The sequence below is a fragment of the Paenibacillus roseus genome, from assembly GCF_016424485.1.
Taxonomy (GTDB): domain Bacteria; phylum Bacillota; class Bacilli; order Paenibacillales; family Paenibacillaceae; genus Paenibacillus_D; species Paenibacillus_D roseus.
This window is the reverse complement of the sequence record NZ_JAELUP010000103.1, coordinates 100,535-122,545: the sequence shown is the minus strand read 5'-3', so window position 1 is coordinate 122,545 and position 22,011 is coordinate 100,535. Positions and strand designations below refer to the sequence as shown.

The window sequence follows — 22,011 nt, the reverse complement described above, 5'->3', positions numbered from 1 at the left end:
AATAAAATTGCATAAAGATGGGCTTTCTAAACGTAATATGAAGTTGCATTAAGTCCATAGACCCAAGCGAAAAACAGCTCTACCGACCTTTGACTGGCAAGAGGAACACTGCCGGGGCAGATGATTCGTCCGATCGCTGTTAAAGCCCGATCCCTTTAAAGGCGACCACTATCGCTTCTCCAGAATTCCTCTGCCCCTCCGCTTACTCTCCTGCCTATCAAGCATTAAACCTTATTATTAAAAAGCCTCATTCTCCAGAAGCGGGAGAATGAGGCTTTTCACTATCATCTTTAATTCATCTGACTTTTTTTCGCATCATATCCATCGGTTTTAACGGATAATCGACCTTCATGCGAATTGTCTGCATAGGATGGCGTGCCGCATCGAGAACAGTACGGGCTTCATCGGTAATCTCCCCCACAATCTGCTTGAAGAACGTTCCTCCCGGTCCGAAAAATTCAACTTCCTGACCCGGCTTGAAATGATTGCGCTGCTGAACGAGAGCCATTCCGCTCGCATGATCATACTCCAGCACAACCCCCGCAAAGTCAAAAGGAGCCGCCTTTTCTTCCGGCTCGTAGATATGCTCGCCAGCCCCCGGCGTCTGAAAGAAGAAGCCCGTATTGAGCGGCCGGTTGGCCGACTTATTGATCTCATCGATCCATTCCTGCTTCAACTCATAGCCTTCCGGGTTGTCAAAATAGGCATCAATCGCCTGCCGATAAGCATTGACCACTGTAGCCACATAGTGAACGCTCTTCATGCGGCCTTCGATCTTGAAACTGTCTACTCCAACCTCAATCAGCTCGGGCAAATGCTCAATCATGCACAAATCCTTGGAACCCATCGTAAACTTATGCTCGTCTTCCGCATTCACCATATCCTGGTCGACAAACAAATCATACTTCCAGCGGCAAGATTGCGAACAGCCGCCGCGGTTGGAGTCGCGGTCAGTGAAGTGGTTGGACAGGACGCAACGCCCTGAGTACGACGAACACATCGCGCCATGGATAAAAGCCTCAATCTCGATATCGACATTGGACTTGATTTCAGCAATCTCTTCCAGTGACGTCTCCCGCGCCAGCACAACTCTCGGAAGTCCTTCCTCTTTCCAGAACTGCACAGCCTGCCAGTTCAAAATCGACTGCTGGGTACTCAAGTGAACCTCCAGCTTCGGCGCTACGCGCATCGCCGTGTCCACAATAATCGGGTCAGCGGCAATAATCGCCGCAATTCCGGCTTCCTCCAACCCTTTCAGATAGTCCTCAATACCGGCCAAATCCTCGTTGTGAGCATAGATATTGGTCGCCACAAAAACCTTGGCACCGTACTTCTCTGCAAAACGAACGCCCTCTTTCATTTCCTCCAGACTGAAATTGTCTGCGTTTGAGCGCAACCCGTAGTGCTGTCCTCCAATATATACCGCGTCAGCCCCGTAATGGACGGCAAACTTAAGCTTCTCCAGATTGCCCGCCGGCGCGAGCAGTTCCGGCCGGTCAAGGCGATGGCGCTTGCCACGGTGCTTGATTTTCGTTAAGGTGCTCATATGCTGTCCCCCTTGCATTGCCCGTTAATAAACCTGTTCCTTGTAGAAAAATCCGAAAGAAAGTTCCCGGGTTGAATCCTGAACCGCACGAATTTCCTCCAGAATCTGTTCGTCGAATTGATACGACTCAGGATTGGCAAAATAGGCATCAATGACTTTGCGATAGGCTCTGACTACAATCTCATTATAGGTTGTCGATTTCAGCAGCCCCTCAATTTTGAAACTGTCTACTCCAGCTTCCATCAGCTCATGGAGACTTTCCAGCATACACACATCGTCAGAACTCATAATATGTGTACCATTGCGGTCCTCATAGATGGGATACCTTTCTTCCTGGCGCTCGACCTCGATCAGATAAAGCCCGCTGTCCTTGTCTGTTACGAGAGAAGACCCCGCTGCGCCGCCATCGTTGCATCTGTAGTCCATATAGCTATTCACCAGACTGCGCTTTGAATGGTAAATATTCGTCATTCCGTGGACCTGGACTTGAACCTCCAGCGAAGTATGGCGCTTGATATCCAGTACTTCATCCAGATTCAGCTCACGCGCCAGTACGAAGCGGCCGGCTCCTTTGCGTCCCCAGTAATTGGCCGTCGCATAATTGGTCGAGGTCATCTCTGTATTCCAATGCAACTGCAGTTGCGGAGCATGCTCTCTGACAGCCATTAATACCGCAGGATCGCCGAAAATGACCGCATTAACGCCTGCATGCGCCAGCCCTTTTATATACTCCGGCAACAGCGTTACTGTCTCATTGTCAATCAGATTATTTACAGCGGCGTAAATCTTGATGCTGCGAGGGCTGGCATATTGGACCGCCTCCGCCAGTTGCTCCAGGTTGAACTCCCCTGCAAGCCGCATGCCAAAACGCGATTCCCCCAGCACAAATGCATCCGCCCCGGCATCGGCCAGCCGCACCAGTTCCGCCATCGATGCTGCTGTTGCCAGCAGCTCAGGTTTAACCGTCAACGCTGTTTCCCTCCGTTCTTCTCATTCGCTTCGCTTTGCTTTTTATATTTCAAATGTTCATTAAAGGTTTTGCTGAAGAAATGGTCTGATGTGCCATCCTTTTTGGTTACATAGTACAAGTAATCATTCTCCTGCGGATAGAGCGCTGCTTCAATCGAAGCCAGACTCGGGCTTGAGATCGGCCCTGGCGGCAGTCCAGCGATGAGATACGTATTGTAGGGACCTTGAATTTCCGTATCTTTAATGAGCAGCCGTTCCTTCGGCTTGTCGAGCATATACTGTACGGTAGCATCAATTTGCAGCTTCATGCCCTTATCCAGGCGGTTATAAATGACCCCTGCCACAATTGGCCGTTCTTGATCATTTACGACTTCACGTTCAATAAGCGAAGCAACTGTCAACAACTGATGAAAGTTCAGTTTGCGCTGCTCAAGCACCGTATCCCAGTCCTCCGGCAGCTTGGCCAGCTTGCGGTCCATCTCCTGCAGCATACGGATCATAATGTCCTTTGCGGTGCTCTCTTTTTTCATCTCATAGGTTTCCGGGAACATATATCCTTCCAGCAGGTGGCGCATCTCAGGCGACGGCACAATAAGCGCAGCTTCGGCCGAATAGGCCAACATTTCTATGGATTCTGCAAGATCAAGGAATTGCTGCTTGTCCACCAGCACTTCGGCGCTCAGTTTATCCGCAATCTGCAGCACCGTATAACCTTCCGGGATTGTAAAATGAATCGTTTCCTCCTTGGCGATATCCCCGCTATTCAGCTTGGAAATGATAGCATCCGGCTCCATCCCCGGAGCAAGCTCATAAGGGCCCGCCTGAAACTGGCTACCCTCGTTTTTGTACCGTAAATAATATTTGAATAAAAAGGCGTTGCGAATAATTCCCTCTTGCTCCAGCACCTCTGCTACCCTGAACGGACTTGAGCCCTTGGCAATGGTTACAAGCTTCGTCGGCCCGGCGGCAGCTGGCTTCAGACCGTTCCATACATACCAGGCAACGCTGGCCGCTGCCAGCAACATCAGGCCCAACAGTGTAAGAATTACCCACAGGGTAATCCGGCCACGTCGTAATGGCGTTTCCACGTTTCTGTTCATCCTCCTCATACCATGATTTTAAAAGTAAAGCTTATCTGATGCTTATCCCAAAAATAGCTGCCGCCGTCTTGTCGACGGGGCAGCCACATTCGCGGTACAGCCCGGCAAGCTTTACAACCTTTCGTACGCAAGCGTAAACGGCTTTGCCGTCCTTTGACTGGCAAAAGCTTCGTTCTGCATAGATATAATAAGCCATCTATAAAGGGAAGTTTAATGATTTCTAAACTTTCAAAAAAGGGCGGTTTGCACCGCCCTCCCGTCAAGCCTTCTATTATTTAGCAGCTTCCTCAAACAGCAGTTCGTCATAAGCCTCGGCGGCTTCTTCCCATTCATCCTCATCATCCAGAGATTCGAGCGTATACTCTCCATCTTCAAGCTGGATGATCCGAAAAAAGGCAAGCTCATCTTCTTTCTTCATCGCGGAAGTCTGCAGGGCTGCATAGAGATTCGAGCCTAGCTGAAACTCAGCGGCAATCCGGTACAGCTCCTCGTTTCCGCTATCTGCAACCAACCCGACCTCGCGACCGTAAACTTCCTGCAACACACGGACCCGCTTGACCTGCGTGGCATCGCTATCGTGCATTAATCTTCATCCTCTATTTCACCAAGCAGCGTATTAAACGTTTCTTCAACCATATTCCATTCTTCCTCATCGTCAATGGTATACAGCTTCAAATCGTCGCCTTCCTCTTCATAGCGGAATGCATACACCTCTTCGGATTCTTCTTCCTCATCGGAGCCGATTGGCACAACCATCATGTATTTCTGGTCAGAACCGTCGACCTCAAACTTCATAACGACTTCGAATTCTTCTTCGTTGCCATCGTCATCCGGAATATAAATAATTTCCGGTTCTTCGAACTGCCTGTCGTCCTTTGTCATCGTAACCCTCACCTTTTCGTTTTAGAATCGAGAAAATTTTGCAAAATGAGTATAGCGGCCATCTTATCAACCACTAACCTTCTTTTCTTGCGGCTGATGTCCGCCTCAAGCAGGGTGCGCTCTGCGGATTTTGTAGTCAGCCGTTCATCCCAGAGGTGAACAGGTAAGTTTAATTTCTCGCGCAATGCTTGCGCAAATGCGATGCAAATTTCGCCACGCGGACCAATTGTACCGTTCATATTCTTCGGCAGTCCGACTACGATTTCACTTACTTCATTTTGGCTGATCAGCTTGGCAATCTCGTCAAGCTCCTGACCTTCCCGTCTTGTCTCGATAATCCCGATCCCCTGAGCTGTCCATTGCAGGGCATCGCTAATTGCAACTCCGATTCTGCGGTCGCCATAGTCCAATCCCATTATACGCATGTATCCGACCGCCTCATTTCACATTCATTAACTAGCCGTTATCTGTGCTGACTCAGATAACTCCGGACGAGCTCTTCAATTAATTCGTCGCGCTCTTTCCTTCGGATTAGACTGCGGGCATTGTTGTGTCGCGGAATATAAGCCGGATCACCCGACAATAAATAGCCAACAATTTGGTTAATCGGGTTATATTCCTTCTCCACCAATGCATCATACACAGACAGCAAAATATCCTGTGAGGATGACGTCAGCTCTTCCGCTTTGACATTAAACTTCATCGTTTTATCCATGGAACTCATCGCCAGCACCTACCTTTCAAGACCAAAGCAGTTTATGCTGCTTCTATCATATCACATTTGCCTGCGAGGAAACCAGTTCTTCTGCAAGCTTAAGCGCATCTACAAGCTTCGACGGGTCCTTGCCTCCGGCTTGAGCCATATCCGGACGGCCCCCGCCGCCCCCGCCGCACGCTGCGGCAATTTCTTTGATCAGCTTGCCGGCGTGGAAGCCCTTCTTCACCAGATCATCCGAAACGGATACGACCAGATTTACTTTTTCCTCCTGAACTGCGCCGAGCACAATAACTGCCGACGACAACTTGCCTTTCAGCTCATCGGCAATTCCACGCAGTGCCTCCATTCCTCCGGCATTGACGGAAGCCGCCAGCAGCGTTACGCCATGCACGTTTTTCGCCTGCGTCTCCAGCGATCCGGCCTCAATGCGGCCGAGTTTCGCCTGAAGCGATTCCTTCTCTCTGGACAGTTCCTTCACTTGCGCATACAACCCCTCAATCCGCTTCGGCACATCAGACGCATTCGACTTGAGCAGCTCGGCAGCCTGCTTTAGAAGGTCCAACTGACCGTCCATATACGTATACGCTTGCTTGCCGGTAACCGCCTCAATCCTTCTGACGCCGGAACCGATCCCGGATTCGCTCAACAGCTTGAACAGGCCGATTTCCGATGTATTTTGCACGTGACAGCCGCCGCACAGCTCGATGCTGTAGTCGCTCACCTGAACGACACGCACGACATCCCCGTACTTTTCCCCGAACAGCGCCATCGCTCCCATAGCTTTAGCTTCAGCAACCGGCTTGCTTTCAATTACAACCGGCGTACCAAGCCAGATTTGCTCATTGACCCGCTTCTCAATCTCCGCCAGTTCACTTTCTGAAATGCTGCCGAAATGAGAAAAGTCAAAACGCAGACGTTCTGCTTGAACCAGGGAGCCTGCCTGATTCACATGATCGCCAAGCACCTGTTTCAGCGCTTTGTGCAGCAAGTGGGTAGCCGTATGGTTCTTCACAATATCCTCGCGAAGCGTTCTGGATACTTCCGCTTTTACCTGCTCACCTGTGCGCAATGTGCCGCTTGTCACCACTGCGTGATGCACATGCTGCCCATGCGGCGCTTTGGATACATCTTCAACTTGAAGTTGAACAGATGCGCCAGTGATCGTACCATGGTCGCTGACTTGCCCCCCGCTTTCGGCGTAGAACGGGGTTTGATCCAGTACGACGAGACAATGGCTGCCCTCCGGGGCAATATCGACCAACTCATTGTCCAGAATAATGGCGCTGATTTTCGCCTCAACTGCCAGCCTAGTATACCCGACAAACTCGCTTTTCACCGTCAGTTCGGAGAGCGCTCCGCCCTGTACCTTCATGCTTCCGACATCCTGACGAGCGGAGCGGGCCAGTTCGCGCTGCGCCTCCATCGCCTGATCAAAGCCTTCCCGGTCAACGGTCAGTCCATTCTCAAGCGCATAATCTTCCGTCAGATCGAACGGGAATCCGTAGGTGTCATAGAGCTTGAACGCATCCGGGCCGCTGATGATGGCGCTGCCCGACTGCTTGGCCGACTCGGCCAGCTTCTCGAGGATGGCCAGACCTTCGGTCAGCGTTGTATGGAAGCGCTCCTCCTCGACGCGGATAATCCGCTCGATGAACTCTCTTTTCTCCACAACTTCAGGATAATAGACACCCATAATATCGCCAACGGTTGCCGTCAGCTCAAACAAAAACGGGCGGTCGATGCCGATATTTTTGCCATAGCGCACCGCGCGGCGCAGCAGACGGCGAATAACATAGCCGCGCCCCTCGTTGCTAGGCTGCACGCCATCCCCTACAGAGAATGCCACCGTACGGATATGGTCGGCAATCACCTTCAATGCAATGTCATGATCCTCCCGCTTGCCATACGCAATGCCGGAAATTTCACAAGTGCGGTCAATGATCGGGCGGAACAGGTCCGTGTCGAAGTTGGAATCTACATCCTGCAAGATGGAAGCGAAGCGCTCCAGCCCTGCGCCGGTATCAATATTTTTATTTGGCAGCGGCGTGTAGCTGCCGTCCTTGTTATGGTTGAACTGGGAGAATACAAGATTCCACACCTCAAGGAAGCGCTCGTTCTCGCCGCCCGGCGTACATTCCGGGTCGGACAGGTCGCCGTATTTGTCCCCGCGGTCATAGAAAATCTCGGTACATGGTCCGCACGGACCTTCGCCGATATCCCAGAAATTGTCCTCAAGTTTGACAATTCGCTCTTCCGGCAAGCCAATCTTCTTGTTCCAGAAATCAAAAGCTTCCTGATCTTCCGGGTATACCGTAACCGACAGTCTCTCCGGATCAAATCCGATCCATTTCGGGTCGGTCAAAAACTCCCATGCCCATGTAATCGCTTCTTCCTTGAAATAATCGCCGATTGAGAAATTACCCAGCATCTCAAAGAACGTGTGATGGCGGCGCGTCTTGCCGACGTTCTCGATATCGTTGGTACGGATACATTTTTGCGAGTTCGTAATTCTCGGATTATCCGGCTTTACACGCCCGTCAAAATAAGCCTTCAGCGGAGCCATGCCTGCGTTGATCCACAACAGGGACGGGTCATTATGCGGTACGAGCGGAGCGCTAGGCTCAATTTTATGGCCTTTGCTTTCGAAGAAAGCAAGCCATTTGGAACGAATTTCACTGGCTTTCATGCGTATCATGCCTCCATAATATAATGTCTGGAAAAACAAAAAGCCCCTACAATATGCAGGGACGAAATCTAAGCTTTCGCGGTACCACCCTGGTTATTGCGCCTAAATCGCGCAATCGCCTTCAGACGAGCGTTAACGGGCTCACCCCGGTGAAGTTCATTCACACTCCGGAACCGGCATTTCAGCGATTCTTCATCCAAAGCAGCCTTCCAGCCGCCGCCAGCTTCAACTTGTTCGAAGCATGACCATGCGGGCCGCTCTCTCTGTAGGATGGGCTTTCGCCTACTTTGTTCCATCATCGTTTTGACGATTATAGTATATCGTCCGGCAGGAATCGTGTCAAATCGTCTTTTTCCGAATGTAATAGGCAAAGATATGCTGCAGGACAACCTTTAGCGCTGCATAAATCGGGACGGCCAGAATCATGCCTATAATACCAGCTACTTGTCCTCCTACAAGCAATACAAATATAATCGATAGCGGATGCATATGCAATGTTCTTCCGACCACCTGCGGGGAAACCACATTACCTTCGAGAATTTGACAAACCGTATTGACGATAATGACCAGCAGCATCATTTTTGGAGATATGGTCGAGGCCACGACCAGCGCCGGCGCCGCCCCGAAAAACGGCCCCAAATACGGGATAATGTTGAAGACCGCGACGAGAACAGCTAGCAGCAGGGCATAAGGCAGCCCGATCAGCCAATAGCCGACGTAGGCAAGCAATCCTACAATAAAACAGACAAGGAACTGACCGCGAATATAGCTCCCAAGCGCAGCATCAATGTCCTTGAACAGCTTGACTGTGTTCTTCCGGTGCTTTCTCGGCACGTAAGTGATAACCGTTCGCTCGAATACATCAAAATCCTTCAGTATGTAAAAAGCAAGGAACGGGATGATAAATGCAACGAACACCACATTTAGCATTTCACCGATGTTGTTGACAAAAGAGGTGACAATTTCGGAAACCCGTCTTTCCATCTCGGTCACCGACCGGGTCAGCCCGCTGCGCACGCCGTCCGGCAGAAAGGAATTGTTGTTCATATTGTCTATAAGGCTTTGGGCGCGCATGGACAGCTCTGGCGCGTGCCGGTTCAGCGTTTCCATCTGCTCCAGCAGCATGGGAATAATATTCATCAACACTACGGCAAACGCACCGCAAAACACAGCATAGATAAGGAGGACAGCAATTGATCTTGGGACCCTGCGGTCGGCAAGCAGAGAAACAACCGGATTGAGAACATATGAAATAATCATCGCAATCAAAAACGGCGCAAGCACTGCCTTTAAAAATACATAGATATGGGTAAAAATCGGCCTGACCTGCATGAGCAAATACAGGACAAGAAGGCCAAGGATGGCATAGACAAGAATGGCGAACGCCTTGTGTTTCATAAATTTGTCCACTGTTATTCGCCCCTTCTGGCATCGGGCGTCCGCACCGTAAGCGGGCGCTCTTTTCTACAGTATATGTAGGAGGTGGACAAAACATCCTTGTCTGATCCTATGATCCATTGCGGGATTCTCGCAATAGCCAGACGCAAGGCAAGGAATAACTTTAAAAAATATTGTATACAAAAAAGACGGCCAGCGGCCGTCTCATTATTCGTATCGTTATGCGTGCATTCCCGGCATTTCTTCCTCAAAGAACAGATCGTCAAGCGAACTGAGCGTTCCGTCTTCTTCTACCTGATACACGGACATTTTTTCTCCGTTTACGGTCAGTTCGATAAAACATCCCCAGCAATAAAATTGATGGGAGCCGATTTTTCCGATATCCTTGGAATTGCAGTTTGGGCATCTCATCTTCATTTCTCCCTAATTTACCGATTCCGAAGTGGCCATATGCTGCAAATCTTCCTCAGCGCGAACCGGTACGAGAATCGCATCCTCCCCAAGTGTAACCTCATCGGGATAATCCGAAATTCTAAGCCATCTGCGCCCTTCTCGAAGATCCGAGATAAAACCATCCGTTAATTCATACCCTACTATTGGTGTACCCATATTTTGGTCAAAATAAACATCCGAGATCCGGCCTAATTGAAAACCTTCCTGTGTAATGACAGGCAAATCCTTTAGACGAACCGCACCGGTCTGGAAGCAGCGTGTGACCTCATCCGCATTGAGCTTGCGCAAGGCCTGCCGATCCGAAATGAGCACCGCATCTTCTCCGCAAGCGACGACCGCATCCCAGAGAAGACCCGTTATGCCGCGGGAGAGCCAGCGGCTGGTTTCCACAATAATGCCTTTCAAAACCCAATGCTCATTGAACCAGATATCTTTGACAACACCGGCTTGCTTGCCGGTTGTATAATCAATCACGGGCTGCCCGATCAAATGCTGTACTTTGATCACTAGTTGGAGGCCTCCTATACTTTACTACGAATACGATTCAAAATGGTTGCAATTTTTTTGACCGCGTATTCGATCTCCTTCAAAGTATTCCCCAAACCAAAACTAAAACGCACAGCGCTGTTCAGACGATCCGGCGGCAAGCTCATGGCCTTCAGCACGTGAGAGCGCTCAAGCGATCCCGACGTACAGGCCGAACCGCTGGAAGCCGCAATGCCCTCCATATCCAGATTCATCAGCAGCGTTTCCGTATCCGCTCCCAGTAGGCTGATATTAAGGATATGGGGCACACTTCTCTCCTTGTGTCCATTGATGACAAACGCAGAACTGCCAAGCTCGGCTTCCAGACCATGAATGAACGTCTCCCTAAGCAGCGAGATATGGCGGTTCTTTTCCTCGAAATGCTCGTCCGACAGTTCGACAGCCTTGGCAAATCCTGTGGCTGACGCTGTATTTTCCGTACCGGCCCTGCGCTTGCCCTCTTGGGAACCGCCAACAATTTGCGGTTGAAATGGTACGGACTTGGCAATATACAATGCTCCGATTCCTTGAGGTCCATTGATTTTATGTGCGGTAAAGCTCATCAGATCAACCGGCAGCTCATGCAGATTCAGCCGGATCGATCCTAACGCCTGCACGCCATCCACATGGAACAGCACCCCTGCTTCACGTGCAACGGCTCCGATTTCGGCAATCGGCTGGATCGTACCGACTTCATTATTGACATACAACAAGCTGATCATTGTTGTATCTTCACGCAAGGCGTTTTGAACCTTCTCGGGCGATATGATGCCGTCTCCATCCGGTTCCAGCAACGTGATGGAATAGCCCTCCTCCTCCAGACGCTTTGAGGTATGCAACACCGCATGATGCTCGGCTGAAGACGTGATCAAGTGGCGTTTGCCGGTATGACGCAGCGCATTCAGTGTTCCCCGCAGGGCGGTATTGTCGCTTTCCGTCCCGCCGGAGGTGAACATAAGCTCCGAGGGATGACAGCCTACAACCGCCGCAATCCGGTCCCTTGCCTGCGTCAAATGACGCTTGGCGGTTCGACCAAAAGAGTGCGTGCTGGAAGGATTGCCGGGAGGTCCCTGATAAATGTCCATCATAACCGACAACACTTCTGGATGAAGAGGCGTTGTGGAAGCATGATCAAAATATATATTTGGCATAGCTGCTCCTTAACGCGCCAACGGCTGCCTGCCTGAGATAGGCGACACCGCTGCACTTTTTTAATCATCAAATGAAACTATAGTGAAAAGAAGAAGAACCTAATAAAACAGACCTTATGCAGCAAGGTCTGTTTTGGATTTACGGAAGATGACGCAAAAGAATTTAGATTTCAGGCATAAGCTCCAGCCATCAGCCGATTCTTAAATATAAAACATGTAACTGTCGGCCTCTTCATGTCCGGTAAACGAGATCAAATCCGCCAGTGTCGTAGAGTCAAGCACGCTGGCAATGCTGTCGCGAATACGAATCCACAAATCACGCTTGGCTGGATCATCTTCCTCGGTAAAGTCCACCGGAGAAATTGGGCCTTCCAAAATACGGATAATATCACCGGAAGTAATCTGCTCTGGCGCCTTCGAAAGAATATAGCCGCCATAAGCGCCACGTACGCTCTTGACCAGCCCTGCGTTGCGGAGCGGTGCGATCAGTTGCTCCAGATAATGCTCTGACAATTGATTGCGCTCGGCAATGCTTTTCAGGGAGATTGGCCCTTCACCAAACTTATTGGCCAGTTCCATCATAATCGTCAATCCATAACGTCCTTTAGTTGATATCTTCAAGGTAATCCCTCTCTTCCATTTGTACATGCGCCTTCAACGCGCTATTTTAATGTAGATGTGTAATCTTCCAAGCTTATCTTGAAGTCTGACTGTAAATCACTGTATTCCCATAATACATCTATGTTAACATATCTGGCCGCTCAATGATAGAATAGCATGACTTTCATGAAAAACTTGTTCAAGCTATGGTACAATAACAAAGAGCTTCATGCAAGTTCATATTACCTTTGAAATCTCGGAGGGTAAAATCCGGGAGTTTATTTATTATAGAGGCGGTGTTAACAAGTGGCAAAATCCAACGCATCAACACGAATTGTTGTCGGGATGTCCGGCGGCGTCGATTCCTCGGTCACCGCTCTGCTGCTGAAGCAGCAAGGGTACGATGTAATCGGCATCTTCATGAAAAATTGGGATGACACCGACGAGTTCGGTCATTGTACGGCTGAAGAAGACGCCCAGGATGTGGCACGGGTATGCGATCAGATCGGAATTCCGTATTACACGGTCAATTTTGAAGAGCAGTATTACGATAAAGTGTTTACCTACTTTCTGGATGAGTACAAGCTCGGACGTACGCCGAACCCGGATGTCATGTGCAATCGTGAAATTAAATTCGGTGATTTCCTAAAAAAAGCGCTTGATCTTGGCGCAGACTATTTGGCAACCGGACACTACGCCCGCGTAGAGCATACAGATGGCGGCTCCAGGCTGCTGCGCGGCGTTGACAGCAACAAAGATCAGACCTACTTCCTGCACGCGCTCCGTCAGGATCAACTCGCCAAAGCAATGTTCCCGATCGGACATTTGCCGAAATCCGAAGTGCGCCGCATTGCTGCTGAGGCAGGACTCGCAACGGCCCGCAAGAAAGACAGCACCGGTATATGCTTTATTGGCGAACGGAATTTCAAGACCTTCCTCAGCCAATACTTGCCGGCTCAGCCTGGCGAGATGGTTGACATTCGCACGGGGGAAGTCAAAGGCCGTCATGATGGCCTGATGTACTACACCCTGGGACAGCGCCAAGGCCTTGGGATTGGCGGGTCCGGGACAGGAGAGCCATGGTTTGTCGCAGACAAAAATCTGGCAACCAATGAGCTGTATGTCGTTCAGGGTGAAACACATCCGAGCCTATATTCGGAAGGCCTGACCGCTACCGGCCTGAACTGGATTTCTCCGAAGCTCTTGCAAGGACCGCTTTCATGCACGGCCAAATTTCGTTACCGCCAGCCGGATCAGGACGTAACGATTACGCTCGGAGAAGATAGCAGCACAGTCGACGTCGTATTTGCCCAACATCAAAAGGCGATTACCCCTGGACAGGCGGTTGTTTTCTATGACGGCGAAATCTGTCTGGGCGGGGCAACGATTGACAAGGTCCATAAAATTGCGCCTGCCACAGTACAATCGTAAATTTTCAGTGGCGCCCTCTTCGCGCCGCAAACAAAAATCATCCTCCTTTTTCGCAAGTCCATGCGAAATTAAGGAGGATGATTTTTGTTGTGCTAAACGGAGCGGTTTAGCCCGTCTCTGCCTGAATATCACCGAAAAACTTCAACGTGCTGTTGTCCCGCATGCGGACGAGAATTCGGGAAATCCGGAGATTGTCTGTCTCTTCGATAATAAAGTCATGTGTATCCATATAAGCGATGGATTGCTGTTTCTTTGGCGGAATCTCAATCTGGGAGTAGACCCAGCCGCCAATTGTGTCATAATCCTCACTGCTAATATCAATATTAAAATAGCTGTTGACCTCTTCAATCAGCATCAAGCCGTTAATGGAGTACGACTGGTCATCCTTCATCTCGACATCTGGACGCTCCTCATCAAATTCGTCCTGAATTTCACCGACGATTTCCTCCATGATGTCCTCCAACGTAACCAGGCCGGAGGTACCGCCGTACTCATCGATGAGAATGGCGATTTGCGTCTTCTTTTTCTGCATCAGCTTGAGCAGGGTGCTAATCTGCATCGATTCGGGCACAGTTGTGATTGGTCTTATGATCTGCATAATGCTGGTGATACTCTTTTCATCGACTTTCAGCATATCCTTGATATGGACAAAGCCGATAATGTTGTCTTTATCCGTCTCGCAGACCGGAAAGCGCGTATGCATCTCTTGCAGAGCAATTTCCTTATTTTCCATAAAAGACTTATTCGTGTACAGGCAGATCATCTCGGTACGCGGGATCATAATCTCCCTGGCATTCGTCTCTGCGAATTCAAAAATATTGTCTACAAGCGTAAGCTCTGTATTATCGATCAGCCCGCTCTTGTGGCTTTCTTGCATTAAAATTCGAATTTCCTCTTCCGTATGCGCGGAATCATGCTCGGAAGCAGGCTCAACGCCAAATCGTTGCAGCAGCCAGTTGGCCGTCCCGTTAAGAAACCATATGAATGGATACATGATTTTGTAAAATAGAATAAGCGGTGCCGCCGTAAGAAGCGTGATTCTCTCCGACTTGCGAATCGCAAGCGTCTTGGGCGCAAGCTCGCCAAGTACAATATGGAGGAATGTAATGATTCCAAATGCAATCAAAAACGCAATCGTATGGATGATGACATCGCCAAGACCAAACCAGTTCCTCAAGTAAGGCTCAATAATTTTTGCAATTGCCGGTTCGCCTACATATCCCAGGCCAAGCGAGGCTAGCGTAATCCCCAACTGGCAGGCCGACAGATATGCATCCAGATTGTTCGTAAGATGAGAGGCAAATTTAGCCCTCCTATGGCCTTCAGACGCAAGGGAGTCAATCCTGCTTCCACGCACCTTGACCATGGCAAACTCGGCTGCTACAAAAAAGCCGTTCAAAAAAACCAGAAACAAAATCAGCAGCGCATTCAATATAAACGGTATTATGGGTAAGGGGTCAGTCAACGATTCCCTGTTCCCGCCTCCCGCCAAGCGGGCCAGACGACAACAGGTGCACCTCCTTCTGGAAATGAAATTATAAAAAAAGTTTATATTAACAGCTTATTCGAAATTGGAGCGCGGCGTCAAATGTACGAAACCGCTCATAATGGATGTTTATTCAAGCAAGGCTCGCCAATATGTGTATTTTCCGGGCGCATTGAACGAATATCGTCCCTAATGGCAGCAGATCAGCCGGATTCGGAGAATTCCCCTTTTTTTACCCGGTATTCACCCTTATCCGTTCCCGCCGTTGCCGTTTGCATGGCTATTGCGCCGCTGCTGGTTTTGACGGACTTTATCTTCCATCCCCTGCCTGGTGGCTTCATAGAAAACACGGGATTTCAGCGGATCGGGCAAATATTGCTGAACTACATGATGGCCTGGATAGTCATGCGGATATTTATAGCCCTGATGCCCGAGTTTCTCTGCACCCCGGTAATGCGTATCGCGCAGATGCAGCGGCACCTCCAGCGTTCCCGATGAAGCAATTGTATCCATGACCTTACCGATCGCAACAGCGGCAGCATTGGATTTCGGGCTTTCAACGGCAAACAGAATCGCTTGGGCGATATTGTACTTCGCTTCCGGCCAGCCGATCTTGTGATAGGCATCCATCGCGGTGACCGCTTGCACCATCGCCTGCGGATTGGCAAGCCCGATATCCTCGCTGCAAGCGACAATCAGACGGCGCAGGAAAGTCATCGGGTCCATGCCCAGCTTCTCCACCGCGTACAGGAACCAGAACAGCGCCGCATCGCTGGAGCCACGCACGCTCTTGTGGAAGGCGGAGAGCACATCATACTGCGTTGACTCGTCGGCACGGACGGTCGGCTTGCGAACCGACTCCTCAGCCACCGCAAGCGTAATATGCACCGTTCCGTCGGGCTGGGAAGGCGTGGTAACCGCTGCAAGCTCCAACGCATTGAGCGCACGGCGAATATCTCCCCCGGCCATCGATGCAAGATGCTCAAGCGCCTCCTCATCCATGCGGATTTGCATAAAGCCAAGTCCTTTGCCTGCATCCGCGAGCGCTCTGCTCATCGCAGTCCTGGAATGCGCCTTGGTCAGCGGCTCCAGTTGGAACAAGGTTGACCGGGACAGAAGGGCGCCATTGACATGATGGAACGGATTTTCCGTCGTCGCTCCGATAAAGATAATAATCCCCTGCTCGACAGCGGGCAGAAGCGCATCCTGGCGCGCCGTATTGAATCGGTGTACCTCATCGAGGAACAGAATCGTCTTGCGCCCGTAGAGCGCCTTATTCGTTTTGGCCTGTTCAATCGTTTCCCGAACATCTTTGACAGAAGCATCGACGGCATTAAGCCTTACGAAGTCGCCTTCTGTTTTCTTGGAGATAATATGCGCCAGTGTAGTTTTGCCGCAGCCCGGAGGGCCATAGAGCAAAATTGACGACACCTGGTCGCTCTCTATCGCCCTTCTCAGCAGCTTGCCCGGACCAACAATATGCTCCTGGCCTATATATTCGTCCAGCGTCTCCGGACGCATCCGGTCCGCCAGCAGCCGCGCCTGCGGTTGTTCGGATTGTTGAAAAGAGAATAGATCCATAGAAACCTCTTTCATCAATATATTCAAATTCATCCGTACCCGTATGGACTTGCCTGATAAAGTCTATTAGAATCAGGACATTTTCCAGTGAAGATCCATCATTCAACGTTCATACTATAATTATATCATATGGTTTACAGCTGCCGCTAACTTGCATCGAAGTCCTATATGATAGCGAATTCGACCGCAAATCGAGTCCGTAAACAAAAAAGCAGGCTCCAGCCCCGCTGTGACAGCGAGGCCGGAGCCTGCGATTTTCCCGTATTCAATTACAGTCCGTACATGGAATCCACATTCAGGAAGTTGCTGTTGCCGAGTCCGGAATTGTAGCCTAGCTCAATTACGTTAGAACCAGCCAGAAGCGGTATATTCACTGTAACCGTATTCCAATTGCCCCAGCCTCCTGTACTGTTGAAGGCCAGGTTGTTGCTTACGTTCACCCCGTTAACCTTTACATAGCGGGATGCATTTCCTGCACCAGCCGCATAACGGAAAGTTACCGCTTTCGTTGAAGCACTGTTTTGATTCACATAAAAGATAATCGCTGTGTTGTTTGTATTCCAGCCGCCTACGTAACCTCTGGAATTATAACCGCTGTATACGCTCTCATTAATCAAACCGCCGCCATTGTTCAGCTTTTTGACTGCGTTTTCAGCTTCGTACACGCCATTTCCAGCGATATAACCGGTGTAATTATCCGGCGGTGTCAGTTGCAGAAGCGATGCGCCCGCTGCTGCGGCAAGGCTTTGGATATAGCTGCTTCCGGTATCACGGGACCAGTCGCTGCCGATAATGCCATCGCTCAGGCGACGGTGATTATATGCCTGCGTTGCGTTCTGCTGAAGGAAGGTCAAGTATTGGGATTGGCCTGCTTCGACACGAAGCCGGTTCAGGTTGCGGGCGAAGATCATCTTGAAGCCTGCTCCGTCATTTTCACCTTCGTACATTAGCGTTTTAGCAGACGTCATCTTGTCGATTACATATTGCGCCGCCCAGTTCGCATTGTTTAAGTAACTGGCGGTTCCGGTAGCCTTATACAAGGAAAGCGCTGCTCCCAGATATGTACCGTAGTTATAGCTGAAGTCCCAATCCTTTATCGTTCCTGCTCCAGTACCTTCCACATGGTCGTTGATCTTAGTTGCAGTTACCAGCTTGGATTGAATCCAGTTATAGATCTGTTTGGCCTTATTTAAAAAATTGACGTCGTTATAGGCGTTGTACAGCTTGACAGCAGTTATGACCATTGGAGCATTGGTGGCCATATTTTTTTGCGCATCGGTCGCTCCCGGAGTATGAATATCTCTGCGCCACCAGATGCCGCCGCCATAGGAGTTATCCCATTCATCAAAAATTTTCTCAAACAGGAAGGTTCCCCGATTCAAGTATTCTACCGTCCCTGTCAGCTCATAGGCGCGCAGGCAAGCAAGCGCCCACCAGCCCAGATCGTCATTGAATTTATTTACCATCATGTTTGGAACTTTTTGGTTGAAACCGGTATAAATATCATCAATCAGGTTGCGGTACACGGTGCTGTTCGTACGCTCATACGCATCCATTACCGTCTCCCACAGTTGAGCGCCCCACCAAAAATCGGTATACAACCCGTTGTCAGGACCGTGCGCATGCTGCTGAATCTGATGGTCACTATTGGTATAAAAATATTTGGCTGAAGAATCATAAAAAACGTTGATAAACGAGTTCATGGAATCGCTTGCATTCGACGCAGTAAACGCAGACGCGCGACGGTTTTCTGGAATAACGACTACGGATGAAACCAACATTGAAACTGTAAGAAGACAAACTGTTGCTACTTTTCCAAATCGCATATACATCCTCCTAAAATTGTGCTTAATTTGTACTTTCCAATTCAGCAAGCGCTTCCAAAATCATCGCCGCACTAAGCTGCACCCTAAGCTGTACCGGCAACTGCGACGGTCTTTCCCATGATGGGCCGGCAAGCCCGCAAGACGCCTCAATCCCCTCCTTCCATAGAATTTCACCGTTTCGCTGCAAAATAGGTCCCCATACTTTCTCCTCAGAGGAATCAGCTTTCATAAGCAGCGTTAAATAGCGGACAAAAATTCCTTTGAACAGCCCTGTATCGTCAATACCCTCATCAGGCAGCAATCCGGTAGCACTGTCTGCAAGCCGCTCTCGTGAGGCAAGGCTTGTGCGTTTCACGTCCTGAATGTAAGCGTTTTCCACAGTGCACGCATATCATTCCAGACCTGCACCGATAAAGACGCCCTGGCAGTATGTAAACGCCCAGTCCTTGTCAATCTCTCCATTACCAAGCCGGTTCATGCCGTCCCACACAAAGCCGCTCTCCGGATCAGCCGAATTGTCCTTATTCCATGCATAAATGCGCTTCGCCCACTCCAGGTCAGCAGCATCGCCGCGACGGCGGAACAGCCTGGCCGCCAAAATGGCGGCCGGGGCGTTAGCCGGCGTGTTTTTGCAGTCAACTGATCTTTCTTCCAGGCCATTTCGCCACCGATATGCTCGTTCCATGCTGTGTTGATATCTGTCCACAAATCAAGCACTTCATCCATGTACCAGCATCCCCGATCGCATCGTAGGCCCGGCTGCTCCGCCGACTTTTTCCAAATTTTCAAACACCCGGTTCGCCATTTGCTCACCTTTGCTCCGCAGCCGCTTCCAGCTTTGCCGCCATCTCCAGCAAAATGACGCCGCTGATCTGCGTGCCAAGCTGAACGATGCCCTCAGGCGCACTTCCCCAACCCGTGCCGAACAGCGTGTTGTCCGCCAGTCTTCCCTGTGACCAGAGCGCTTGCGCATTGATTTGTACAAGCTCAGTCAGGTTCTGAAGCTGGAGCGAACTGTCAAGCGCGGCCAGCGCCGCGTAGCGGACCAGAATTCCCTTGAACAAGCCGGCGTCTCCAGGACCTTCGTCAGGCAGCAAACCGCTTGTTGGATCAACGAGCCGCGCTATTGCAGCAGCAGACGTCCGCGCGATATCCTCCCCATAGGCTGCTTCTTTCGTAATAGTATAAAGCTCATGGGCTGCGCCAATGACAACACCCTGACAGTAAGTGAAAGCCCAATCCTTATCGATTGCTCCGTCTCCGAGCCGGTTCATGCCATCCCATGCAAAACCGCTCTCCGGATCGACCAGATTGTCCTTCAACCAGCGATAAATGCGCTTCGCCCACTCCAGATCCTCCTGATTTCCGAACTGCCTGTACAATCTTGCAGCCAAAATAACCCCGGGAGCATTGGCCGGCGTATTCTTGTAATCAAGCTGGCTCTTCTGCCAGGCAATGCCGCCGCCCATATGGTCGTTCCAGCCAGTCTGAATATCGGTCCATAATTCCAGCACAGCCTTCTTGTATTTCTCCTCGCCAGTAACTGCAAATGCACGCAGCCACCCGATTGCCATCCACTCCATATCGTCATAAAGCTCATTAGGCCATGAGCCGCCGTTACGTTCCAGCAATCCGTCAAAAAGCTCGCTGAGTCTCTGGGAGTAGTGCGTCTCGCCTGTTCGCTCTAGTCCATCTACAAGAGCCTCCACCGCGTGAGCCATCCACCAGTAATGAAAAATCGTATTGCACGCGCCGTTCGGACAAGGCGTTTCAATGTTATACATGCGAATATCGCCATTCCAATAATGACGCTCCAGCGCTGCCTGCGCTTGCTCGGCCCTCTCCGACCAGCTTTGTCCCAGTTGATTCATATCTGCCACTCCTGTTTTGGATTTAACCTTTCACACCGCTAAACGCAATGCCTTGTACAAAATATTTTTGCAGTAATACAAACAAAATGAGTATCGGTAAAATCGCAACCAGCGCTCCAGCCATCATAGGCCCGAAATCCGTCTGGTAATTATACGAGAATGCCTGAAGCCCCATTTGAATCGTATGTTTTGCGGGATCGTTGAGCACGATCATCGGCCACAGGAAAGCGTTCCAGCCCGCCTGGAAGGTAAAAATCCCAAGGGTAGCCAGCGCTGGCTTGGTCAGCGGCAAATAGATTTGCCAGAAGATCCGGAACTCTCCGGCGCCTTCAATGCGTGCCACCTCCATCATGTCATTGGGGAGCGTCAAGAAAAATTGCCGCATAAAAAATACCGCAAAGGTTCCTGAGGCGCCCGGCAAAATAATTGCCCAGAAGGAGTTAACCAGCCCATGACCGCCATTTCCCAGCCAGTCGTTCCCACCTATGAAGGGAATATGCATCAACACATAAAAGCTTGGAATCATGGTGACAACACCGGGAATCATCATCGCTGCCAGCAGCACCCGGAAGAGCGGCTTGTTTAATTTAAAAGACAATTTGGCAAAAGCATAGCCGCTAAGCGAACCAAAGAACAGGTTGGTCACAACGCCCATAACAGCCAGGTATAAAGAGTTGCCGAAATATTTGAAAAACGGCACTGTCGTAAATGCGTCTCGGTAATGCTCCAACGTGAACTGGGAAGGGAGCCATTTGATCGGTAAGGCGAATATTTCATCGTCAGGCTTCAGGGAGGTCAGTAAGCTCCACAAGAAGGGCAAGAACATAGCCAATGAAATAATGCTGGCGACAATGTAAAAAAGGACAGTGCCTAGAGCGCGCTTACGCCGCGCATAAGACTGGATACTTGCTGTGTGCATCACTGTTCACCTCCGTCATACAATAGGCTCCTCAGCCCGTGAAAGTTTCATGTTGATTAATGAAAAAGCTAAAATACAAAGCGCCAGTACAAATGCTTGCGCCGAAGCGTAACCCATATCCAATTGATTGAACCCTTGCTGATAAATCAGGTATACAGGTGTCTTCGTTGCATTGGCCGGTCCACCTTGAGTCAGTACGAAGGCCTGGTCAAACAACTGCAGCGCTCCGATAATTGACATGGTGCTTACAAGGAACGTAGTCGGACGCAATTGCGGCCAAGTAATATAGCGAAACCGGTGAAATGCATTCGCTCCGTCAAGCTTGGAGGACTCGTACAAATAATCCGGTACGCCCTGCAATCCCGCCAAATAAATAATCATGTTGGAGCCAAGCGATTGCCACAGCGTCACCATAATAATGGAAAGCATGGCCGTACTTGTCTCCGACAGCCAAGCCGGACCCGTCACGCCAAAGTAGCCTAAAAATCCGTTAAGCAGTCCGTATTCCGGATGCAAAACCCAAATCCAGACCGTCGCTGCCGCTACAGCGGAGGTCAGCGTCGGCAAATAATTAAGCGTACGGAACAGCTTCACAGCACGGCTTGCCCGATTGAGCAGCAGCGCGATCAGCAGAGATAATAAAATATTAAGCGGTACGAATACGATCGTGTAGTAAAACACATTCAGGAAAGTCTGCCATAACAGACTGTCCCCAACCAGCTTCTTGTAGTTGCTGAAGCCGACCCAATCCATTCGACTTAGCACATCGTAATTCGTAAAGCTTAAATAAAAAGCCATAAACACAGGTATGACCGTAAATATACCGAACAACAGCAGAGTAGGCGTTATGAACAAATAAGCCATACGCG

22 protein-coding genes are annotated in these 22,011 nt (G+C 50.1%); 1 reads left to right on the top strand and 21 read right to left on the bottom strand.

Annotated elements, in window-relative coordinates:
* Window positions 1-295: 295 nt before the first annotated feature.
* From JFN88_RS17510 to cymR, 13 genes are all read right to left on the bottom strand, one after another.
* Window positions 296-1,546, bottom strand: a complete 1,251-nt coding sequence (locus tag JFN88_RS17510) for a peptidase U32 family protein (RefSeq protein WP_199020592.1) — start codon at window positions 1,544-1,546, stop codon at window positions 296-298.
* A 24-nt stretch (window positions 1,547-1,570) separates the two neighbouring features.
* The gene (locus JFN88_RS17505) at window positions 1,571-2,515 is read right to left on the bottom strand and encodes a peptidase U32 family protein (protein ID WP_199020591.1); all 945 of its coding nucleotides are present in this window, start codon (window positions 2,513-2,515) and stop codon (window positions 1,571-1,573) included.
* Window positions 2,512-3,603, bottom strand: a complete 1,092-nt coding sequence (gene mltG, locus JFN88_RS17500) for an endolytic transglycosylase MltG (RefSeq protein WP_332908499.1) — start codon at window positions 3,601-3,603, stop codon at window positions 2,512-2,514. Before mltG ends, JFN88_RS17505 begins: the two co-directional genes overlap by 4 nt.
* Before the next feature lie 283 nt (window positions 3,604-3,886).
* Window positions 3,887-4,198 carry a DUF1292 domain-containing protein gene (locus tag JFN88_RS17495; protein ID WP_199020589.1) on the bottom strand — a complete coding sequence of 104 codons (312 nt, stop codon included), beginning with the start codon at window positions 4,196-4,198 and terminating at the stop codon, window positions 3,887-3,889.
* The gene (locus JFN88_RS17490; protein ID WP_199020588.1) at window positions 4,198-4,497 is read right to left on the bottom strand and encodes a DUF1292 domain-containing protein; all 300 of its coding nucleotides are present in this window, start codon (window positions 4,495-4,497) and stop codon (window positions 4,198-4,200) included. The genes JFN88_RS17495 and JFN88_RS17490 overlap by 1 nt, the downstream gene beginning before the upstream one ends.
* A gap of 8 nt (window positions 4,498-4,505) precedes the next feature.
* Window positions 4,506-4,922, bottom strand: a complete 417-nt coding sequence (gene ruvX / locus JFN88_RS17485) for a Holliday junction resolvase RuvX (RefSeq protein WP_199020587.1) — start codon at window positions 4,920-4,922, stop codon at window positions 4,506-4,508.
* Window positions 4,923-4,960: 38 nt separating this feature from the next.
* Window positions 4,961-5,221 carry an IreB family regulatory phosphoprotein gene (locus JFN88_RS17480; RefSeq protein ID WP_028561798.1) on the bottom strand — a complete coding sequence of 87 codons (261 nt, stop codon included), beginning with the start codon at window positions 5,219-5,221 and terminating at the stop codon, window positions 4,961-4,963.
* A 46-nt stretch (window positions 5,222-5,267) separates the two neighbouring features.
* A complete protein-coding gene (gene alaS, locus JFN88_RS17475) occupies window positions 5,268-7,901 on the bottom strand; it encodes an alanine--tRNA ligase (protein WP_269846575.1) in 2,634 nt (877 codons plus the stop codon).
* A 339-nt stretch (window positions 7,902-8,240) separates the two neighbouring features.
* Window positions 8,241-9,311: an AI-2E family transporter gene (locus tag JFN88_RS17470; protein WP_199020585.1), complete on the bottom strand. Its 1,071-nt coding sequence runs from the start codon at window positions 9,309-9,311 to the stop codon at window positions 8,241-8,243.
* 207 nt (window positions 9,312-9,518) lie between these two features.
* Window positions 9,519-9,710 carry a YrzR-like zinc ribbon domain gene (locus tag JFN88_RS17465; RefSeq protein ID WP_199020584.1) on the bottom strand — a complete coding sequence of 64 codons (192 nt, stop codon included), beginning with the start codon at window positions 9,708-9,710 and terminating at the stop codon, window positions 9,519-9,521.
* 12 nt (window positions 9,711-9,722) lie between these two features.
* Window positions 9,723-10,259, bottom strand: coding sequence for a PRC-barrel domain-containing protein (locus JFN88_RS17460; RefSeq protein WP_199020583.1), 537 nt, complete (start codon window positions 10,257-10,259; stop codon window positions 9,723-9,725).
* 14 nt (window positions 10,260-10,273) lie between these two features.
* Window positions 10,274-11,428, bottom strand: a complete 1,155-nt coding sequence (locus tag JFN88_RS17455; protein ID WP_199020582.1) for a cysteine desulfurase family protein — start codon at window positions 11,426-11,428, stop codon at window positions 10,274-10,276.
* Window positions 11,429-11,629: 201 nt separating this feature from the next.
* Entirely contained in the window at window positions 11,630-12,049 is a 420-nt protein-coding gene (gene cymR, locus JFN88_RS17450; protein ID WP_199020581.1) for a cysteine metabolism transcriptional regulator CymR, read from the bottom strand.
* A 285-nt stretch (window positions 12,050-12,334) separates the two neighbouring features.
* On the opposite strand from cymR, the gene mnmA reads away from it, so the two are divergent.
* Entirely contained in the window at window positions 12,335-13,459 is a 1,125-nt protein-coding gene (gene mnmA / locus JFN88_RS17445; RefSeq protein ID WP_199020580.1) for a tRNA 2-thiouridine(34) synthase MnmA, read from the top strand.
* A 106-nt stretch (window positions 13,460-13,565) separates the two neighbouring features.
* Here mnmA and JFN88_RS17440 read toward each other — a convergent pair whose 3' ends face one another.
* From JFN88_RS17440 to JFN88_RS17410, 8 genes are all read right to left on the bottom strand, one after another.
* Window positions 13,566-14,924: a hemolysin family protein gene (locus tag JFN88_RS17440; protein WP_379167587.1), complete on the bottom strand. Its 1,359-nt coding sequence runs from the start codon at window positions 14,922-14,924 to the stop codon at window positions 13,566-13,568.
* 270 nt (window positions 14,925-15,194) lie between these two features.
* Complete coding sequence (locus JFN88_RS17435; protein ID WP_199020579.1) at window positions 15,195-16,526, bottom strand: replication-associated recombination protein A; 1,332 nt, start codon at window positions 16,524-16,526, stop codon at window positions 15,195-15,197.
* Window positions 16,527-16,795: 269 nt separating this feature from the next.
* Entirely contained in the window at window positions 16,796-18,352 is a 1,557-nt protein-coding gene (locus JFN88_RS17430) for a glycoside hydrolase family 76 protein (protein ID WP_199020578.1), read from the bottom strand.
* Between the two features lie 22 nt (window positions 18,353-18,374).
* Entirely contained in the window at window positions 18,375-18,731 is a 357-nt protein-coding gene (locus JFN88_RS24665) for a hypothetical protein (protein WP_233167999.1), read from the bottom strand.
* 12 nt (window positions 18,732-18,743) lie between these two features.
* Complete coding sequence (locus JFN88_RS24660; protein ID WP_332908498.1) at window positions 18,744-19,058, bottom strand: glycoside hydrolase family 76 protein; 315 nt, start codon at window positions 19,056-19,058, stop codon at window positions 18,744-18,746.
* 103 nt (window positions 19,059-19,161) lie between these two features.
* Window positions 19,162-20,223: a glycoside hydrolase family 76 protein gene (locus tag JFN88_RS17420; protein WP_199020577.1), complete on the bottom strand. Its 1,062-nt coding sequence runs from the start codon at window positions 20,221-20,223 to the stop codon at window positions 19,162-19,164.
* 22 nt (window positions 20,224-20,245) lie between these two features.
* Window positions 20,246-21,142 carry a carbohydrate ABC transporter permease gene (locus JFN88_RS17415; RefSeq protein WP_199020576.1) on the bottom strand — a complete coding sequence of 299 codons (897 nt, stop codon included), beginning with the start codon at window positions 21,140-21,142 and terminating at the stop codon, window positions 20,246-20,248.
* 15 nt (window positions 21,143-21,157) lie between these two features.
* The gene (locus JFN88_RS17410) at window positions 21,158-22,006 is read right to left on the bottom strand and encodes a carbohydrate ABC transporter permease (protein WP_199021285.1); all 849 of its coding nucleotides are present in this window, start codon (window positions 22,004-22,006) and stop codon (window positions 21,158-21,160) included.
* Window positions 22,007-22,011: the final 5 nt, after the last annotated feature.